This is a genomic window from Flavobacterium sp. GL_143 (assembly GCF_057834355.1).
Map to the genome: position 1 here is coordinate 4,155,883 of NZ_CM174401.1, position 20,946 is coordinate 4,176,828.

At 33.4% G+C, this 20,946-nt stretch carries 12 protein-coding genes; 9 read left to right on the forward strand and 3 right to left on the reverse strand.

The features are described 5' to 3' along the window. Window positions 1-2: 2 nt before the first annotated feature. The 3 genes from AC3IPI_RS17625 to AC3IPI_RS17635 form a co-directional block, all read right to left on the reverse strand. Window positions 3-2,786 (reverse strand): polysaccharide lyase family 8 super-sandwich domain-containing protein, encoded by a 2,784-nt coding sequence (locus AC3IPI_RS17625; protein ID WP_489154538.1) that lies wholly within the window; start codon window positions 2,784-2,786, stop codon window positions 3-5. Window positions 2,787-2,933: 147 nt separating this feature from the next. Next, entirely contained in the window at window positions 2,934-4,916 is a 1,983-nt protein-coding gene (gene hepC / locus AC3IPI_RS17630; protein ID WP_489154540.1) for a heparin-sulfate lyase HepC, read from the reverse strand. Window positions 4,917-5,161: 245 nt separating this feature from the next. Further along, window positions 5,162-6,376: a glycoside hydrolase family 88 protein gene (locus tag AC3IPI_RS17635; RefSeq protein ID WP_489154542.1), complete on the reverse strand. Its 1,215-nt coding sequence runs from the start codon at window positions 6,374-6,376 to the stop codon at window positions 5,162-5,164. Between the two features lie 240 nt (window positions 6,377-6,616). On the opposite strand from AC3IPI_RS17635, the gene AC3IPI_RS17640 reads away from it, so the two are divergent. The 9 genes from AC3IPI_RS17640 to AC3IPI_RS17680 all read left to right on the forward strand — a co-directional run bounded on the left by AC3IPI_RS17640 (window position 6,617) and on the right by AC3IPI_RS17680 (window position 20,666). Next, window positions 6,617-7,189 (forward strand): Crp/Fnr family transcriptional regulator, encoded by a 573-nt coding sequence (locus tag AC3IPI_RS17640; protein ID WP_489154544.1) that lies wholly within the window; start codon window positions 6,617-6,619, stop codon window positions 7,187-7,189. 71 nt (window positions 7,190-7,260) lie between these two features. Next, window positions 7,261-8,082: an alpha/beta hydrolase gene (locus AC3IPI_RS17645; protein ID WP_489154546.1), complete on the forward strand. Its 822-nt coding sequence runs from the start codon at window positions 7,261-7,263 to the stop codon at window positions 8,080-8,082. A 386-nt stretch (window positions 8,083-8,468) separates the two neighbouring features. After that, on the forward strand, window positions 8,469-10,127 hold the full coding sequence (locus tag AC3IPI_RS17650; RefSeq protein WP_489154548.1) for a T9SS type A sorting domain-containing protein: 1,659 nt from the start codon (window positions 8,469-8,471) through the stop codon (window positions 10,125-10,127). A 10-nt stretch (window positions 10,128-10,137) separates the two neighbouring features. Beyond that, a complete protein-coding gene (locus AC3IPI_RS17655; RefSeq protein ID WP_489154550.1) occupies window positions 10,138-13,401 on the forward strand; it encodes a hypothetical protein in 3,264 nt (1,087 codons plus the stop codon). Between the two features lie 10 nt (window positions 13,402-13,411). Further along, the gene (locus AC3IPI_RS17660; protein ID WP_489154552.1) at window positions 13,412-18,931 is read left to right on the forward strand and encodes a DUF6443 domain-containing protein; all 5,520 of its coding nucleotides are present in this window, start codon (window positions 13,412-13,414) and stop codon (window positions 18,929-18,931) included. A gap of 11 nt (window positions 18,932-18,942) precedes the next feature. Then, on the forward strand, window positions 18,943-19,443 hold the full coding sequence (locus AC3IPI_RS17665) for a hypothetical protein (protein WP_489154554.1): 501 nt from the start codon (window positions 18,943-18,945) through the stop codon (window positions 19,441-19,443). A gap of 145 nt (window positions 19,444-19,588) precedes the next feature. Continuing rightward, the gene (locus AC3IPI_RS17670; protein ID WP_489154556.1) at window positions 19,589-19,735 is read left to right on the forward strand and encodes a hypothetical protein; all 147 of its coding nucleotides are present in this window, start codon (window positions 19,589-19,591) and stop codon (window positions 19,733-19,735) included. A gap of 12 nt (window positions 19,736-19,747) precedes the next feature. Further along, window positions 19,748-20,011 carry a hypothetical protein gene (locus AC3IPI_RS17675; protein ID WP_489154558.1) on the forward strand — a complete coding sequence of 88 codons (264 nt, stop codon included), beginning with the start codon at window positions 19,748-19,750 and terminating at the stop codon, window positions 20,009-20,011. A 289-nt stretch (window positions 20,012-20,300) separates the two neighbouring features. Next, on the forward strand, window positions 20,301-20,666 hold the full coding sequence (locus AC3IPI_RS17680; protein ID WP_489154560.1) for a hypothetical protein: 366 nt from the start codon (window positions 20,301-20,303) through the stop codon (window positions 20,664-20,666). The last annotated feature ends 280 nt before the right edge of the window (window positions 20,667-20,946 follow it).

The window sequence follows — 20,946 nt, forward strand, 5'->3', positions numbered from 1 at the left end:
GTTTATTGTTTTATCAGTTTTACTGTTCTTTTATTGTTACCCTGATGTATTTCGGCAAAATATATTCCTGAATTAAGGTCACTCCCTAGTACAATTGTTTGATTATAATCGGCTTTTAAAGTCTTTATTTTTCTTCCTAAAGCATCAAATACAAGTGCATAAATTCCTTGTGTAGAATTTCCTTTTACGTTTATCTTAAAATCTGTTTGCGTTGGGTTGGGTGCAACAATTACTTTTAATCCGTTTGCATCTTCGTCTTTAGGATTGTTAGTTCCTAGAGATGAGTTTATCAATTCTGTTTGTATAGTTAAACCGTTAATAGTACTAAAACTAATATCGGTATTAGTACCATTAATAGCCGCTGTTACATTATTTGTTGGCGATACTAAAACCCAGTTACCTGCAATTGTAAGTGTAACAACATCAGTTTGTGGTTCTCTATTTAATATTGCGTTTTGACTACTAATCTGGCTCCATTTGTAAGTTTCGGTAGCTGATAATAACCCCAGATTTGGATTCGTAAAGCTTACTTTTAATTTATTTCCTCCATCTGTTTTTTGAGTCATTACTATAGCTGGTTTATTTACACTTACCACTGCATCATAAGCAAATACAGTCGTTGGGTTAAAAATAACGTAACTAAATATTGCATCTGGTACATACTCAACAATATGCGCCTGATTATTTTGTTGATGAATTTTAAAATATGAAGCAAAATTATTAGCCAGTTGTTGTGTAGCCGTTTGACCTCCTTGCATTACAATTGCATACTCAAATTTCCCAGCCGTAGGAGCAATACCATGATTTATGTATGCTGTAGCAAAATTACCTGTAGTATTAACCGTATTGGCATTATTACGAGAGATTTGTGCTGATCTGGTAACTGTAATAGCTTCGGTATTGCTAGGATTTTGAGGAATTACATAACCATTTCCAATTGCATCGGTTGCCCAAAAATCACCACCAGTTTGTGTAATTGTAAAACTAGTTCCTGTAGCAGAATTTCCATTTACGTAAGTAGGAGTGTTGGTATCTGCTAGAGCAGTTTGAAACAAAGTAGTATGAATAGGAAAGGTTCCGTTTGTGTCCTGTATATTAGAACCTAAACAAAGTATCATATCCTTAAAAAAGAAATTAGATTTTAAGGCTGTCATTCCTGTTGCTGAATTAAAATCTTTATAATCCATACCAAAAACTCCATTATTATCAAGGGATGCATGTGCTAGAAAAGATTTTCCGTTCATTTCTCTCATTGTACCAATTGCAAGTGTACTTAACGGAAGATATGCTACTGTAGTTCCAGGTACGTGCGACCAATCCCAGCCATTTTCTATATAACCATTTGTAGCACGGGTCATTTGGCTTCCTTTTGTAAGTAACTCCAAAGCTCCTGCAGAAGTGTATCTTCCAAAAACATTTTCGGTACTCGAATTCTCAAAATGCCAAATATGCTTGCTTGTTCCTTTTGCACTTACCTGAAATCCGTTATATTTATGAACGCTTAATCCCGCATACGGAAAACTAAACTGTGCTTCGGTTATTTCGGGAAGAGGAGTAAGTCCAGAGTTTAAAGTTTGCAAAATATCCATTACACCACTAGGTGTATAAATCATAGTAATCGATAAGGCATTCTGTCTCAGTAAAGCAGTATTAGCAGTTACAGATATATCCCAAAGTCGGAGAAACTCTCTTCCTGCATCTTGATTACTAGCAGGATCTGTTACATATAAAAATGCCAAAGCTTGTCTTAAATCATTTATTGCATCAGTATTAGTAGGGAATCTTCCGGCAAGTCCTAAAGGCATTTCAAAATCTTTACTGAATTTGCTATAGTTTAAAATAGCACTTTTTAAATTGCTTTGTGCTTCTGTGTTCAATTCATACGTAGAATTTTTCAGCATCATATTCATGATAGAAGATTGCTGTAAAGCCTCTACACCATAGGTATTAGCATACGCTCCTCTGTGATGATAGGTAATAAAATCGGGTTTAATACAATCGTTCCATCCATTGCCGATTTTTAAGGCATTATTAATAAATCTTTTTAGAAAATCCATATTGGCAAGTCTGGAATTGTCTGAATCATCCTGAGCTAAGACATAGCAAAGTCGTTGTTGAACTGACGAACGAATAACATCAGTATTAAAACCTGGATTAGTAAAATTAAAGGGTTGAAATTCTGGCGCTATAAAAGCGGTAAGCGCATTAAGTGCTCCCATATGATGCGTAAATTCTCCTGCTGTAACTAGTTCGTCTTTCATCAAGAAAATAGCTGTTGCATATCCCGAAGAACGCAGGCATACACCATGACCACTGGTAATAATCTCTTCGGTAGCAGGAATTGAGACGTAATCAAAATTGGTTGTACTACTTATTCCTTTTGCTTTCATATAATTAAAAAGACTCAGGATTATATCTCTAAGTGCCGGACTATGATAATCTGGATTAGGAGTGGTACTTGATCCCTTTAACTGATATAAAAATACAAGTCTAATTAGTTTTTGTTCTACAAGAACCTGATAGGCATTTTGATCTGCACTTACAGTGAAATTCCAAACTGGTCCCGGATTAGTAAAATTATATGCAGATAGGTTTTTGGCTGCAATTCCGTTGCTCAGGAATCGGCTGTATCTTTCATTAACTTGTGTTTTCGAATAATCAAGATTTTCACCCGTGAGCCAATTTCTATATTTTGTTTTAATGCTATTTACATCACTCATTTGAGCGTACGAAAAGTTGAATACTATGGCAATTAGCCATCCGGATAAAAATAATTTTTTTCGCATAAGATTATTTATTAAATAGTTTCATTTATTATTTTCTGTATTCTTAGCCATTCATCCGTTATCAACTTTAACTCATCAAACACATCAAAATAGTTTACTTATAAAGGTATTTCATTGTTTAATTTTAAATCAGGTTTTTATGTTTTTTTAGAAGTTTAAATTTTCTTTAATATGACTAGTTTTATTATCAATAGTCAATATTATATCAATTATTCCTTTAGATAGATTATGTGCTGCATTTTCGGTGATTTTTACAACTGGTGCAGTAGTACTGCTGTATGGATATAGTATCGAAATAAAACCTCGAGTTGTAGTATCGCTTTTATTTTTTTCGAAAACAAATGCTGGACGACTAGTTTCTTTTTGATATTGGTACGATACAAAACCAGATTCTTCTTTTAGGCTTACTTTATCTTTATCTAACACTTGAATCAAGAGATTATTACCATCGTTATAATTGGTAATAATGCTATTGTTTGAAGCATTAAAAGTGGCTTTACTATCTTCTTTTAGATTATAATGAATTCCTAAATTACCTGTAGCGCTCCCGATTGCTCTATCTATAATTACAAAAAAAGTTTTGTCTATAAAAAGAAAGGTTCTCTGATGATCTAAATCTTTGTAACTAGGATTTATATAAGAAAGCTGCTGAAGATTACCATCTGGTTTCCACTTCATTACTTTAGCATCATTTATGATATTTTTATTATCAATAGTTAGGGTTTGATGTGCTTTGGTAGAACGATACCAATCTCTTTTTGAATTTTCCTGATTACCAACATTGGCGTAGATAAAACTACCTGAATCGGGAGTAAAATCACGACCTTTTACCCAAAGAACAAAATTACCATTGTCTGGATGAGAGTGAAACTCTGCCGGAGGCCCAACTTTAATTTGCATTACTGTTGCTGCTAAATCCCAGCCATTTCTAAAAGCATAAAAGCCTGCATTAGGCAAACTACTAGAAAGATAATCAGGTTGTTTTCCTGATTTACCATCTGTTGCATAATATTTAATCTGTTCGTTTTGTGGGAAAGTTTTAGCCCATTTCTCATAATTTTTGAGCATTAGAGTTTTATTCGTTAAAAACGAATTGCCATATAAAGGAAATGTATAGTCTGGAAATGAATATTTGCTCACAGCAAGAATCATTTTTTCTACCAGATTGCGGTAACTTTCCGGAAACTCATTTTCAGCCCCATTTAATTGGGCAATTTGCAATGCATCTAAAAATATTTTAATGGTTCCGATATGGTAAGAAGGGGATAGCTCAAACTGAACTCCGTCTGGTAATACTTGCTTTTTAATTTCTTCGTTTAATACTTCAATACCGCTTTTACGCCAAGTTGTAGCTTGTTTTAATTCTGGAAATGAACTTCCTGCATACATTAAATGAAGTGCTTCATACAGTCGATGATTACCTATATCGGTGTAATTTGCCATTACATAATTTGCCTGTTCATTATAGGAGTTTAAAAATTCCATTAAAAAAGCAGGCGTAAAATTTGACGAATCTAAAAACATATTAAAATAACCCGACCAATGATTAAGTCTAAAAGAAACAACAAATGCCTTCCAAGCGTAATCTTTATCATCAGGATATGCTCCTTGTTTGTTTTTCTTAATCCAATCACGCACTTCGAGTACCCATTCCTGAGCATATTTCTCATCGCCAGTACTGTTATATACAACCCCTAATGGTTCCCAAAAAGCTGTACGATGCAAAAAAGTCGTTACCAACTGATCTTGTACCGGGCGATATTGCCAGTTAATATCTTTGCCATAATCGTAAGCAGGATATCCTTTATGGGGCTTAAACTTGTGTAATAATATATTGTTAGCAAGCTCTAATGTATTAGCATTTACCTTTTTACCAGCTAAATTTTCTTTATCTGCAGGATTAAAATCCAGCGATTTTACACTAGTGCGAGTTCTATAGTATTTTAAAAGTGCTGTGGCAGCATCTTCATATTTTTTAGAAACGACCAATGCTTTTACTTTTTCAAGTCCTTTGCTGTCAAGATTAATATTCTCAAAACTTGATTGATTAATTTTTGCTTCTTGTGCAAAAATATTTTGCATAAGAAGTAAGATAAACGCTAAAATGAATATGTGTTTTTTAATCTTCATCTTTCAATTATTAAATTAACCCATTGGGTACAATTACTACGTCTATTCGCTTCGCTCGGGTCGTAAAAAAAATATTTAACACATAGAAACATAGATTTTATGTGTAAATAAGAGAACGAAAAGAAATATATTTCTTTCACATAGCTAGCTATGTGCATTTAAACCGAGTGAAACGCCTTTTTTTTGTGTGTACAAGACCTATGTTTCTATGTGTTAAAATTAATTCCAGCCAACGGGTTATTAAATTATGATTTTTCCGAAAAATCTATTTTTTTGATGGTAGCATATCTTTTTAAAGCTTCCAAATAATAATAATCTGCATAATCAAGTGGTGTATCAATCTCTGAATTATACAAAAATGCACCCACACTATGCTTTAATAAAAAATAACTGTTTTCACCCGGTTTAGCCAAATAAGCATCTGATGATAATGATTTCAAAATATCTTCGGCATAATCTGCATATTTTTTTCCGTCTTTTACCTGAGTGCTTAAATTTAGTAAAGCTGATGCAATAACTGCAGCTGCCGAAGCATCTCTTGGTGCAAGTTCTGCAGTATCCATTGCGTTATGTACATCAAAATCCCAAACTGGTACTTTATCTTTAGGCATACGTGGATGATTCATGATAAAAGAAGCAATATTTTCTGCTTGTTGCAAAAACTTAGGATTCTTGGTGTTTTCATAACACATAGCATAGCCATAAAGTCCCCATGCTTGCCCACGAGCCCAAGCCGAATCATCGGTAACACCTTGATGTGTTCCTTTGCGTAATACTTTGCCCGTTTTTTGATCATAATCGACTAAATGATACGAGCTATAATCTTTTCTGTAATGATTTTTCATCGTTGTCAATGCATGAGTACTTGCAGCCTTTGCATAATCAGGTTTATTAAACTCAATAGCACTCCAATATAAATACTCAAGATTCATCATATTATCGATAATTACAGGGTAATGTAACCAAGCAAAATCCCAAGAACGAATAGCTCCAACTGTTGGGTTAAAGCGAGCATAAAGATTTGCAGCACCATCGGCAAGTACAGGAAGATAAGTTTTATCACCAGTAATTCTATAGGCATTTCCGTAAGAACAGTAAAGCATAAAACCAACATCATGCGTGTTTTTTATATTTCTGATAGAATCTAAAGCTAGGGTAAACTTTTTAGCTTCTTCTCCCATTACTTTGTCACCAGTAAGTTCATATCCGTACCAAAGACTTCCTGGGAAAAATCCAGTTGTCCAATCGGTTAAACCAGCCAATCTTACTGATCCATCAGGATTTACAGAACGTGGGTTTTTACCCGGTTTATACGTTTGAGCCGCTTTGTTTAATTGAAAATGAATTACCTCTGTTGTTTTTTTGAACCAATCAAAAGAGGGATCATCTTGTTTAGGTTTGGCAAAGGAGCTTATGGTAATGGTAGTGATTGCTAAAAATAGGCTAAAGGTTTTTTTCATGGTTTGATATTTTTATTTATAATCTTTTGTTCTAAATCTTTAATTAAGCGAAGTTAGACGGGAGTTAGAAAACGAACTTTCAAATTTTATCATAAATGTTTCGAATTTGTGTAAACATCATGTTTTATGCATCTATTCAAGTTAATTCAATCATTTATTAGAGAAAATAGTCAATCAATAATGAGTAAATTTGTTGCTCATAAATGGAGATTGATTTAATAAAACTCATTTAAAACAATTATGGAAGACTTCTTAAAACAAATCAATTTATATTATCCTATCTCCGATGAAACTTCGCAAGCGTTATTGGGTATTTGTAGAGTAAAAAAATTTAAGAAAAACGAATTAATACTTCAGGCTGGAGATCTGGCATTGTATTATTATTTTGTTCAGAAAGGCTTGCTTGGCTATTATACGATTGATGAAAATGGGGATACGATTTATAAAATATTTTTTGAAGAGCATAACTTTGTAGCATCTACAGCAGCAATTATTGAAGACAAGCCCAGTAATTTTAATATCATAGCCTTAGAAGATGTAGAATTAATTGTTTATCCTGCAAATGCTTTTCGCGAATTGGTTAAAAAACATCATGATTTAGCATTATTTCACATCAATTATCTAGAGAAAAATTGGGTGGTAAGAAAAGAGCCTTTAGAAATTAACTTAAAATGGGAATCGGCTACACAGCGCTATATAGAGTTATATGAAAACCAACATTTGTTCCTGAGGTTAAAACAACATCATATTGCATCGTATTTAGGGATTACACCAACTCAGTTAAGTCGAATTCGTAAAGAAATAAACTTTTAATCCATCAACATTTGTAAACTTTTTTGCTTTTTATATATCTGACTTTTGCCTTATAAATAAAAAACAAAAAAATGAAAACATTACTTACCACAGTTGGACTACTTGCCTTATCAGTATCAATTTCTGCTCAGAAAATCATTCATAAGAATGTATATAGCAAAAAAATGAATAAGGAAATTGAAACCGTAATTATTACACCAAATCTTGTAGATGGTGAAACATATAAAACCATTTATATACTCCATGGTTATAGCGGTAATCCTGATAGAACATATAAGCAGGATATTCCTGATCTTGTAAGCAAATCTCAAAAAAATAAAACTATTTATGTCCTACCCAATGGTAATTTTAATAGTTGGTATGTAGATAGTCCTGTCGATAAATCTTCGCAATATCAAACCTTTATTGGGAAAGAATTAGTTGATTATATCGATGCTAATTATCCAACAATCCAAAACCGAAAATTTAGAGGAATCTTAGGATGGAGTATGGGAGGATATGGCGCAACAAACATCGGAATTGCATATCAAAATACTTTTTCGATAGTAGGAAGTTCATGTGGCGCATTAGATTTTAATCGATTTGGAGAAAGTTTCCATAATTATCAAGTAGATAAATTTTTAGGCGAATTTAAAAGTTTACCAAAGCAATACTTAACATTTGATAAAACGAAACAAATGCAAGCCTCAAATCAGTTTTATATATTTGATTGTGGTACAGAGGATGCTCAAATGATTGATATGAATAGAGATTTTCATAAGCTCCTAATAAATGAAAAAATTGAACATCTTTATATAGAATCTCTGGGCGCACACGATACAAATTATTGGAGCAAAGCGTTATCTAATCAGTTGGCTTTGTTTGAAAATTATTTTGGTAGTGAGGGAAAGTAAAAACTTATACAGATTGTTGCAAGGTTTATTTTAAAAAGGCTGATACATTACGTATCAGCTTTTTTAGTTTATGATTTTAAGTATACTGACTTTTAACTGTTTATTGTTTAAAATAAATATAGCTGAAGCAAGAATAGACTTTATAACTGTACGCTTATTCTTCCTAACATTATTTTATTATGTTAATGTTTTATTTATTATATGTATTGATGTTTTTTATAATTAACTAATTATCAATATATAAGGTTTTTTTTGATGATTTTATAATAAAATCACTAAAAGTGGGTATTGTATCTTCAGAATAGCAGAACTATCATTGCGCAAATTATAGCTATTTAACAGTATTATGTAATATATAGCTGCATTTATCTTAATCCAGTTTTAATATGAAAAAAAACTACTTACTACTCTTATTTATTTGCCCGTTATTCATGCAATCTCAGGACATACTTTGGGAAAAATCGTATGGAGGCAAACATGCAGATTATCTTTTTGATGCACAACCCACAGCCGATTATGGTTTTATATTGGCAGGCAGTTCTTTATCTGACAAAACAGGAAACAAAACCGACAATAATCATGGCGATTTGGATTATTGGATTTGGAAAATGGATGAAAAAGGTGACCTCGATTGGCAAAAAAGCATTGGAGGAAGCGGTTTTGATTTACTACAAAGCATAAAAAACACAAGTGATGGCGGTTTTATCCTTGCAGGAACTTCCAGCTCGCCAAATGATTTCCAAAAGAAAGATCCGTGTAAAGGTATTTCCGATTTTTGGGTTATAAAACTCAATGCCAAAGGCGAAGAGATTTGGCAGCGAACGATTGGCGGTAGTGGACAAAATGAACTTTTATGTGCCTTTCAGACTAAAGATGGAGGATATATGCTTGGAGGTTCTTCAAGTTCAAGCCCAGCATTAATAAGTACTTCAAAATCTTTACCTCTAGATACCAAAGCAGATATATACGCTAAATCTGAAAAAAGCCGTGGAAACATGGATTATTGGATCGTAAAGCTAGATAAAGCTGGAGTTGTAGAGTGGCAAAAAACTTATGGAGGTCAGTATGCTGATTTATTAAGAAGTATGGAGCAAACCCAAGACGGAGGATATATATTAGGAGGATATTCTAATTCCACACTATCAGGAGACAAAACCCAACCCAATAAAGGAATAGGAGATTACTGGATTATAAAAATTAACGATGTAGGCGGGATAGAATGGCAAAAAACATATGGAAGCAATGGTGATGATCAGTTGTATGTAATTCACCAAACAAAAGATGGAGGTTATATAGCAGGGGGAAACTCTAATAGTACTCAACCTCTCACGACTTTAGGCGGTACAGTAGGTAATGGTACCGATTATTGGGTATTACGATTAGATGAGAAAGGAGAAGTAATATGGAGTAAAACCTATGATTTTGGCAAAGTAGATATCTTGACTTCATTAGTAGAAAATAAAGACAATACCTACCTAATTGGAGGATATGCCCAAAGCGAAAAAAAATCTCCTAAAGAAGGTATTGTGGGTAAAGTAACTGGTTTGATAGACAAAGATAAAGAAGGGATCAATGATTATATCGCTCTAAAAATAGATGATAAAGGGGAAGAACTTTGGAAGAAAACAGTAGGAAGTGCAGGAGAGGATATCCTTCGTAAGCTTGTAGAAACCAGAGATGGTGGATATCTTATGGCAGGAACCTCAAATTCCAGCGCATCTAAGGATAAAAACGGAAGTATAGGCGGAAATGATTTTTGGGTTGTAAAACTCAAAGACAAAACCAAACTCGAAAAAGTTAAAATAAGTGTAGAAGCCATTCCTAATCCAGTAGTAACATTTACCAATATTATTATAGGATATGAGTACGAGACTGGTACTGCTACGGTTGTAGACATGGCGGGTCGCATCCTGCAACAGTTTAGTATCACAGAGCGAACTGTCCCTGTAGATTTAAGCCGTTATCCCGAAGGTATTTATGTAATAAACATAAAAACTAATGTGCAGAGCGATGGAATAAAAGTAATAAGAAGAGGAAAAAATTAAAAGAATCATAATGAATACAATACATACCACCAACAGGATTAAACATATATTTTTCTTGTTGCTCATTTTTACAACCTTGCATAGTGTTGCACAGTCTGATGATAGTAAATTCATGCCTAATATAACACCACCATCACCTGTAGCTGGGGAATTAGGTAAATATGGTAACGTTCCTGTTGGAATGTTTACAGGAGCGGCAAATATTTCAGTTCCATTAATAAGTTTTAAAACTAAAGATTTAGAATCTCCGATGTCGCTTTTTTATGGCTCTAACGGAATTAAGGTAGATGAAGTTGCTTCGAATGTGGGATTGGGTTGGAATCTTAATTTTGGAGGAGTTATTACCCGGACCGTAAGAGATAAATCAGATGATTTGCAAACAATGGTTTATCCACCAGATGATATGCCTAATGCTACCAATGCTGAAAGAGTAGCGTTTTATAAAGCAGCAGGACAAGCTAATGCTGATACAGAAAAAGATATATATTCTTTTAATTTTAATGGTAACTCAGGAAAATTTATATATGATAAAAATAATATACCGGTTTTAATAAATAACCAAAAAATTAAAATAGAAAGAATCACTAATAATGCCGATTTTTTATTGACTACTACTAATGGTGTTAAATATTATTTTACCGAAAAAGAAACAACAGCTTTTAGAAGTCAGGGGGAGGGACACTCAGTAATAAGTGCCAGTGTAACGGCATGGTATTTAAGCAAGATGGTACACCCAAACGGATCCGAAATTTATCTAACCTACGATGGAGCCAATATGGATTATACTGCTTCAAATTCTCAAACACTCTCTATGTCGTATCCAAGAACGCAAAGAAGTTGCGAGGGTAATTCTCCATACAGTAATGCTCCAGCCCTTAGTGGTATTATATCGTTTAATATGAAAGTTATTGGGAAACGAATAAGCAAAATAAGCAGTAATAATAGTAGTGATGGCTATGTAACTTTTGCTTATACTGCTTCGGGGATTAATGAGGAAGTCGATGGTAATAGCAAGATCGAAACCATTACGCAATATAATACCGATGGGCTTGTGATTGAAAAAATAAGTTTCAATTATTTAAAAACATCTAACCAACGTGTTTTTTTGCAAAATATCACGTTTAACGATCCAAGTAAAAAATACGCTTTCGAATATCTAAACCAGTCTGGTTTCCCTAGAAGACTCTCTACAAGCCAGGATCATTGGGGGTATTATAATGGTAAGGATAATATTAATTTAGTGCCTAAAAATATAAAGGATTTTGGTTTAGGCTTAGATGATATAGACTACTATGGAGCTGATAAAGAGCCTGATGGGAATTTTACTAAAATAGGATTGTTAAATAAAATTATTTATCCTACCAAAGGATATACCGAATTTGATTATGAGAGTAATACTTATTGGGGAGAGAAAACAACTTATCCTAAAAAAACTACACTAATCTTAGAAAAAGACAAAACAGAAACAAACCATGAAGCAAAAACTATAAACATTACTTCACCTACTGATCAAAAAATTGAGCTTATGGGTAGTGTTGTTTATGCAGGTGAACAAGAACCTCTTTTGGATCAGAATGGTAACCCAATACCAGGCTCTGGCAATACAGGACATTATAGTGCAGCAATGCAAATAACCTGTGCAGATCCTTCAGAAGATTGCCCTAGATTTTATGAAGATTCTCAGTTTGGTGATTTTTTTCATGATGATGGTTTTGTTTTTATAACTGCCAGTAATGGAGATCATCATGTTGTAGACAATAAATTTTATTTTGATGCAAAAGCGGGTAAGACATATACACTTCATCTTTCTAAAAACGGAATCAAAGCTTCAGCATGGGTAAATATTACCTATTACGCTACCGCCTCAGTAACGACAAATACAAATATAGAAACAGGAGGCGTACGAATTAAAGCTACTAAAGATTTTTCAGAACCATTGGCTAAGGCAAATTATAAAAGATATTATTATGCCAATAAAGATGATATCAATCATTCTTCGGGAGATAGAGGGAAAACTCCTTTTTATGCAGATATATCCACTCAAAGGACTAAGTGTCCAGTATCAGATGGACAAATGGGAGTAGCATGTTCTTTTGTAGATAATAGTAATCTTACAATTAGCTCTAGTAGTTTGATTTCTTTATTTGATACCGGTAGTAGTAATTGTTTTTATAAGTACGTAACTGTTAGTGAAGGAGGAGATGCTTTTGAAAATGGAGGAGAAATGAAAGAATTTATTATTCATAGAGACTATTTTAGTAATCCTATTTTAGGAAGCGAACTTAAAAGCGCGCCGCTTACTAATACTGGATGGGATAACGGCTTGGAAATAAAATCACAGGTATTTCAGAAAAAAATTGGAGGTGCTCCATTTATAGTTGTAACCGAGAAGGAAAATAAGTACAAGTTAGATGCTTCTTATAACAAGGAGATAAAAGGATATACTGTAAGAAAAGATTTTGAAGAACTCTGCGCAACTGTAAATTCTGTTGATAATTTGAGTATCGCAGAATATAAAACAATAGCATACTGGTTCTATTTGGAATCTTCCATATCTAAAACGTATGATCTTAAAGGATTAAATCCAATAGAAACTACAACAAATTATGGATATAATAATCCTGTACATCTTCAGCTAACTTCGCAAAGTACCAAATCCTCGTTAAAAGAAACTTTGGAAACCAAGTATTACTATCCTCAGGATTTAACTACAGAACCTTTTGTTTCTGAAATGATTACAAATAATAGAATTGATACCCCACTGAAAACAGAAACTTTTAGAGGTGGTACAAAACAATCCGAGCAAAAAACAGAATATGCAAAGGATGCCACAACAGGTAATTTGTTGTTACCAAAGTTTATCTATGCTGCCAAATTCCCTAATTCACTTTCTACAGCAAATTCTTTAGAGAAAAAAATTACATATGATAAATATGATGATGCAGGTAATATTCTTCAGTATACTTTAGAGAGTGGTACACCAGTAGCAATTATTTGGGGCTATAATAAAACAAAACCAATCGCTAAGGTTGAAAATGCAACTTACGATCAGGCAAGTGCAGCATACACAACAAACGAGAACACATTTAGGAATAACTTATCCAATGCAATGATTACAACCTATACTTATAAACCATTAATAGGAGTAAGTACTGTAACAGATCCTAAAGGCTTAATTACCTATTATGAATATGACGAATTTAATCGTTTGAAAGTAGTAAAAGACAGTCAGGGAAACATTTTATCAGAAAACCAATATCATTATAAAAACTAGTATGAGAACGATGAAAAAATATATATACAGTTTTTTACTACTATTCTTAATAGTTTCATTAGGATATGGACAGGCTAAAATCCTTAAAGCTGCCCCTCCTGGTGGAGGTGGAGGTGGTGACCGTCCTGTTAAAATGTATAGAGATGTTGATGGAGATGGATTTGGGAATCCAGCCAAATATTATATGAGTACAGAACCAATGGAGGGATATGTATCGGAGGGTGATGATTTAGATGATACCAATCCTTATATTACCAATAGGCCTCCTACCCAGTATTTTTATCAGGACATGGATGGAGATACATTTGGTAATCCCAATGCTAGTGTATTTTATACTTTGCAACCCCCAAACTATGTTGCCAACAATTTAGATTGTAATGACAATGATAGATTGATGACACCAAATACGGTTTGGTATTATGATGGTGATCATGATGGATATGGTAGCCGTTCAATCACTACAACCAGTTGTTTACAGCCAACAAATTATGTATCAAACGGATGGGATCTTGATGATGCTAATGGAGCGATTACATATATTACACCACAAACTTTTTATAGAGATTTCGATAAGGACACTTATGGGAGTGCTGTCGAGACAATGTACTGCAGTGTAATACCCGAAGGTTATGTAACCAATAACTTAGATTGTAATGATAGAGATATCACAATTAACCCAAATACAGTTTGGTATAAAGATGGAGATGGAGATGGTTTTGGGAATCGTGCAGTAACGACAGTAAGTTGCACCAAACCTACAGGTTATGTAGATAATGCAAATGATTGTAATGATGCAGCTACAGATCTAAATCCTGATACCGTTTGGTATTATGATAACGATAAAGATGGCAGTGGTGATGATAATATGACAGTTAAAGGATGTGCTGCACCTCCTAGATACATAAGAAATGGAGGAGATTGTGATGATAATAATATTGATATAAATGAAAATACAATATGGTATCGTGATGTGGATGGTGATGGGTTTGGAGCGACTGCTAATTTTGTATTGAATTGTATAAGACCTGAGGGGTATACTGATAAGTTTGGAGATTGTGATGATGGCAATGTAACAATACATCCTAATAATATTTGGTATTATGATAATGATGGTGACGGAGCCGGTGATGCTTCTACATTTGTACAAAGTTGTACAAAACCAGACAGGTACGTTCAAAATTTCGACGATTGTGATGATTATAACCCGACATATAAGTATATTAGGACTTGGTACTATGACAAAGACGGAGATGGTTATGGACGCAGTACAACTACAATAGCTAGATGTATCCCGCCTACTAATTATGTAGATAATGCTAGTGATTATGATGATGAGTCAGGGTGTATCACAAATATAGCTCCTCAAACTTTTTTTGAAGATTTCGATAAAGATACTTTTGGAAATCCGAATGTGAGTGTTAGATGCAGTCTTCAGCCTACTGGATATGTTACTAATAATTCCGATTATGATGATAGGACAGGCAATATTATTAATATCGCGCCGCGAACTTTTTACGAAGATTTTGATAAAGATACTTTTGGGAATCCAAATGTAAGTTTGTATTACAGTATTCAGCCTACAGGATATGTAACCAATAATTCTGACTATGATGATAGAACAGAGTTTATTACCAACATCGCTCCACAAACATTTTATGAGGATTTCGATAAAGATACTTTCGGGAATCCAAATGTAAGCCTGTTTTACAGTATTCAGCCTTCAGGATATGTAGCCAATAATTCAGACTATAATGATCGGACTGGAAATATTACTAATATTCCTCCACAAACATTTTATGAGGATTTTGATAAAGATACTTTTGGGAATCCAAATGTAAGCCTGTATTACAGTATTCAACCTACAGGTTATGTAGCCAACGCTTCAGATTGCGATGATAAAGCTATACTCATAAATCCCAATACAAAATGGTATGCAGATAACGAAGTTGATGGCTTGGGAGATCCTTCTAATTTTGTGCAACAATGTACCAAACCAGCTGGAAATTATGTAGATAATTACTCCGATAATTGTCCCTTGCTTTATGGCTCAGATCCAGATTGTTCTAGTATTAAAAATCCTTCATCAGATCATAATTATGTCATAACGACAAATTACAAAGAGCCAGTTAAAACTGTTTTATCGAATCCATCACCAAATCAAGCTCAAACTAGTATTACTTATTTTGATGGATTAGGCAGACCCATACAACAAATTGCTAATCAGCAATCTAATTTGGGTAAAGATATTATAACACATATTGGCTATGATGATTTTGGCCGACAAACGAAGGAATACTTGCCTTATGAAGCAACATCAACTAATATGGCTTATGAAGCAAATGCTGATGTAAATACTATTAATTTTTATAATACAGAAAAATATGAAAATACAGCAAATCCTTTTTCTGTAAAGGAATTAGAATCATCTCCTCTTAGCAGAGTTCTAAAACAAGCTGCTCCTGGAACGGACTGGGCTATGGGCGGAGGTCATGAAATTAAATTGGATTATCAAACGAATACAGCTAGTGAAGTAAAATTATATACAGTAGCTACAAGTTGGAATGCTTCAGCAGGAATATTTGATATTTCCTTTTCGGATAATGGGGTATTTTACGATGCTAATGAGTTATCTAAAACGGTAACTTACGATGAGAACACTTCGGCAAATCCAACCGAAACAGCAGGAAGCACAGTAGAATTTAAAGATAGAGAAGGCAAGGTAATTTTAAAGAGAACCTACGAATCACAACAAAAATATGATACCTATTATGTATATGATGATTACGGGAATTTAACTTATGTAATTCCTCCAAAAGCTGATGGAGCTATAAGTGATGAAGTTTTAAAAGGGTTATGTTACCAGTACAAATACGATTATCGTAACCGTTTGGTCGAGAAGAAACTACCAGGAAAGCAATGGGAGTTTATTGTATATGATAAATTGGATCGTCCTGTAGCTACAGGTCCAGCCAATTCTCCCTTTAAAGGAGAAACTACAATAGGTTGGTTAATAACTAAATATGATGCTTTTAACAGACCAATTTATACGGGTTGGTTAAATTCTGCGGCTAATGCAGAAAGTAGAAAGACGATGCAGGATGCACAAAATACAGCATCAAAAATATTCGAAACAAAGCAAACTTCAGGCACAATTGATGGAGTTGCTGCCAATTATAGTAATCTTATTGCGCCAACTAGTTTTAAGTTACTTACAGTAAACTATTATGACAATTATGAGTATCCTAATGTTTCGACTGTAGCTACAAGTATCGAAGGGCAAGATGTTTTGGCTAATGCCAAAGGTTTGGCAACAGGTAGTTGGATAAGAGCACTTACATCAGCTTTTGTGATTTCGGGAGAAACTACGAGTACTTTTTATGATAGCAAAGCAAGACCTATCCGTAATTATACTCAAAATTATTTAGGAGGCTATACTACTACTGATAGTAAACTAGATTTTACAGGAAAACCATTATACACCATAACCAAACATAAACGTGCTACAGGAACTGTTGAGCTTACAATAAGGGAAGAATTCACTTATTCGGCACAAGACCGCTTACTAACTCATACGCATCAAATTAATGGAGGAATAGTGCAACTCTTAGCAGAGAATATTTATGATGAGTTAGGACAACTTAAAGCTAAAAAGGTAGGTGAAAGTACTGGTAACCCTCTACAAAAGGTTGATTATAGTTATAATATAAGAGGTTGGTTAACTGGAATAAATAAAACAGAAAACCTACAGCAAGACACCGATCCAAAAGATTTATTTGCCTTTAAGATTAATTATAATAAGGTTGATTGGGATGCTGGAGCTGCTAAAAAACTATATAACGGTAATATTTCTGAAATATCATGGGCTACTGGTACCGATGGTATTGGAGTTATTCGTGGGTATGGATATCAATACGATCAATTGAACCGCTTAAAAGATGCAACCTATCAAACTCCAAATCTTACAGATAACAAGAATTATTTTGGAGAGAATCTGGATTATGATAAAAACGGAAACATTATCCGACTACAACGTAAGTCCATGGCTGGAGTATCAAGCAATCCTTACGTTGGAGACATAGACAACTTAGGGTATTTTTATACTGACAACTCAAACCAATTGATAAAAGTAAGCGATACATCAAATTCTCCAAAAGGATTTAAAGACGATAGTGATGGTTATAATGACAGCTCAGATGATTATGCTTATGATGCTGACGGTAATTTAATTAAAGATGAAAATAAAAACATTACCGAGATACGCTATAATCATCTTAATTTGCCAACCAAAATAACATTTGGAGGGACAAATACGATTGAGTATATTTACAACGCAACAGGACAAAAATTAGGTAAAACAGTTACTGATAATGGGATTATAACAAAGACCTATTATTTAGGAGGATTCCAGTATAAAGATAACGCGTTACAGTTTTTCCCAACAGCAGAGGGTTATGTAAACAATACACCTGCAAGTGGAGCAGATAATTATAATTACATATTTAATTATACCGACCATTTAGGGAATGTTCGTGTGAGTTACAAAAAAAATGCACAAAACGTTCTTGAAATTCTCGAAGAAAATAATTATTATCCTTTTGGTTTAAAACATGAGGGGTATAATACTGATAATAATCAACTAAATTACAAGTATAAGTACAATGGCAAAGAGCTCCAAGACGAGCTGGGGCTTAACATGTACGACTATGGGGCAAGAAATTATGATCCAGCATTAGGACGTTGGATGAACATTGACCCATTAGCAGAGAAATCACGTAGATTTAGCCCTTATACATACGCTCTTAATAATCCTGTTTATTTTATTGACCCTGATGGAATGATGGCTACTGATTACTTAGATAAAGACGGAAATAAACTTGGAGATGATGGTGATAATAATGGAGTTAATGTAATGATAAATAATGAAACATTAGCTAGTCAAGTCAAAGATGTGTACAAAAAGGATGGAACAGTAAATTTATTAGATGACCAGTTTTCTCTTAGTGGCTCTGATATTAGTTTTTTACCTAGTGATAATGCTTTAGGAGAAGCATTAAATGTACTTGATAGAACAATTGCAAATGGAGGTTTAAGCGAAGAGAGTTCTTTGGTATACAGGGATGGACAAGTGGCACAAGGTTCTAGGGGAGCAGCTATAAATCTAGGTGTTGACACTGAAGCTAATGCCAGCCTTCCTAGTCTTCTTCTTGGCAAAACCACTAGAGATGTAGAAGTTTCGATACACTCACATCCAACAGAAGCTAAAGTAGTTGGAAGTCAGGTTTTTGGTGGCAATGCAACAGTTCCTTCAGGATTGGGGGCAGATGCTTCAACTTTTGCTCAATTTAGAACCAATATAATAGTTGGTCCTCTAGGACAAGCTTCAGCTACTCAAGGAATCGATTCTCGTACGGGAAATAATGTTACTAATATAAAGAAACCTGAGAATGGAGTAGTAATTTATAATAACGGTGGAACAACACCATCTTTTCAATTTAGTCGTAGAATGGTAAATAAAATAATCGGAAATTAATTATGAATAGAATGAAAAAAATAATAGTAATTTTCTGTACCTTAAGTACTTTAATAAGTTATTCACAGCAAAAAAAATTTAATTTAATTATATCCGTAGATAATGAGTTAAGAAATGTTTATGCAGACAAATTTATAATAAAAGATAAAGATGGTAAGAGTGAGACAGTGATAATTAATTACGTACCGGGTAGCCTATCTATTGGAGCAAACGACTATGAAAAATTAACTTCAGAGAATATTACAAACATAAATTTGATTGTTCGATATAATAAAATATGTGAAGATAATATGGATTCTTTTAATTATGATATTGAAAGTTTCAAATTACCTTGGTTAAATAAAGGCAGTCATTTTATTTTATACATATATGATACCACAAATAAGAAATATAAAGAAATATATGACCCTTTACCAGGAAAGAAATTTACATTTGAATATGATTGGAGTGAAGGTTCAATGCGTAGAGTCCAAAATAAATTATCGAAAAAACAAAAAAATTGCAATAACTGATAGTGTTTCAGATTAAGTGTTTTTATAAAACCTAGCGGCTGTAGAGCATAATAGTGGTAATACAAATAGTAATTTTACTTCTTGGACGACAAATCCTGAGCTAGCTAAAAATTATGCTTTAAGAACCAGCGGGGAAGGTGTTATAATGGAAGCTGAAGTGCTTATTGGTCAAACAGTAACAAGTCCGAGTGTTAAGGATGTTGTATTAAAACAGGGTGGTGGAATTGTTAATGAATCTGAAGTTTTAGTGAGAGGTACGTTTTCGGGTGCAACTGTAACTCCAATAAAATAAAAAATAAAAAATATGAAGAAATTCCCAACTTTAAGTGAAAAGCAAGTTGTAGTAGTTATTGCTGATGGAGCAACGGGTCATGTATTGAATATTAAGCTAGAACTCTACAGAAATGATACTGAGGATGAAATATATTGGTTATTTGACAATATAGATTTAGCAAAAGAATTTATACAAAAACAGTCTATTTCAGATGATAAATTAGAGTTTGTTATATATGATAAAAACCAATCTATTTTAGAACATATAGAAGCAATCCGTTGGAAAAATTCATGATAGAGCAGATTTTTAAACAGCTCTTTAAAGTGTAGCTATTGTGTTGACTTTGTTCCCACAATATTATCATATTATGGCTAAAAAGAGTTTGTTGTTATATGATGAAAAAAGAGATACTAAAAAAAATAACTAAAGTTAATTGACTAAAAAGCAAAAGCCATTCCATACGGAGTGGCTTTGGTTTTTAAAAGTTTGCATTTTGCTATAGAGCTAATCAGTCAAGAATGGAAGTTGGAGGTATTTATTCATATGGAACAACAAAAACATTAAAAAAATAATAAATTTAAAAATGAGTGCTAAAGAAAAAATTATTTTAACAGGAGTAATAGTTATTCCTCTTTTATTACTATTTAGTTGGGTCTTTTTTGAATCAATAACAGATAAAGAAACACATAAAGAAGTTTACCTCAATCATGAGATTGATACTGAATATAGTGGTAAGGTAGATTCTATATATAGATTAAAAATGAGTCATAATACCTTAACCTTAAAGATATCTGACCATAATTTTTATGTTCCTCCAAAGTGGGAAAACAAATTTAAGGTTGATGACTCGATTTATAAAAAGAGAGGAAGTTTGAAAGTTGAGCACTATCGAGAAGGAAAATTATTAGAAATTTTAGATTATAATAATGTTGTAAAAAACATGAAATAAGTTGCTAATTAGAATATATACACTAATCTTATTAAATTCAACTGTGATTATAAGTATAACGTTAGCACAATATACTTACCCGATTGCTCGGATATGCGCAACGATAGCGCGGAAATCCTTTCCGTGCCCACAAAGTAAATTCTTAAACCCCGCTCTGCGAAGAGTTCTAAAGTACCAGCTGCGCGAACGTCTCTGACTTCGTGCCCACAAAGCAAATCGCAGAAACCAATAAAACCTCGTCTAATACTGGCGAGTTTTTTTTATAACTTAGAATGCCTGA

What these genes read in the sequence shown, in the direction of transcription:
- AC3IPI_RS17625 (WP_489154538.1), bottom strand. Translation starts at nt 2,786, where the DNA reads ATGCGAAAAAAATTATTTTTATCCGGATGGCTAATTGCCATAGTATTC.
- hepC (WP_489154540.1), bottom strand. Translation starts at nt 4,916, where the DNA reads ATGAAGATTAAAAAACACATATTCATTTTAGCGTTTATCTTACTTCTT.
- AC3IPI_RS17635 (WP_489154542.1), bottom strand. Translation starts at nt 6,376, where the DNA reads ATGAAAAAAACCTTTAGCCTATTTTTAGCAATCACTACCATTACCATA.
- AC3IPI_RS17640 (WP_489154544.1), top strand. Translation starts at nt 6,617, where the DNA reads ATGGAAGACTTCTTAAAACAAATCAATTTATATTATCCTATCTCCGAT.
- AC3IPI_RS17645 (WP_489154546.1), top strand. Translation starts at nt 7,261, where the DNA reads ATGAAAACATTACTTACCACAGTTGGACTACTTGCCTTATCAGTATCA.
- AC3IPI_RS17650 (WP_489154548.1), top strand. Translation starts at nt 8,469, where the DNA reads ATGAAAAAAAACTACTTACTACTCTTATTTATTTGCCCGTTATTCATG.
- AC3IPI_RS17655 (WP_489154550.1), top strand. Translation starts at nt 10,138, where the DNA reads ATGAATACAATACATACCACCAACAGGATTAAACATATATTTTTCTTG.
- AC3IPI_RS17660 (WP_489154552.1), top strand. Translation starts at nt 13,412, where the DNA reads ATGAAAAAATATATATACAGTTTTTTACTACTATTCTTAATAGTTTCA.
- AC3IPI_RS17665 (WP_489154554.1), top strand. Translation starts at nt 18,943, where the DNA reads ATGAAAAAAATAATAGTAATTTTCTGTACCTTAAGTACTTTAATAAGT.
- AC3IPI_RS17670 (WP_489154556.1), top strand. Translation starts at nt 19,589, where the DNA reads ATGGAAGCTGAAGTGCTTATTGGTCAAACAGTAACAAGTCCGAGTGTT.
- AC3IPI_RS17675 (WP_489154558.1), top strand. Translation starts at nt 19,748, where the DNA reads ATGAAGAAATTCCCAACTTTAAGTGAAAAGCAAGTTGTAGTAGTTATT.
- AC3IPI_RS17680 (WP_489154560.1), top strand. Translation starts at nt 20,301, where the DNA reads ATGAGTGCTAAAGAAAAAATTATTTTAACAGGAGTAATAGTTATTCCT.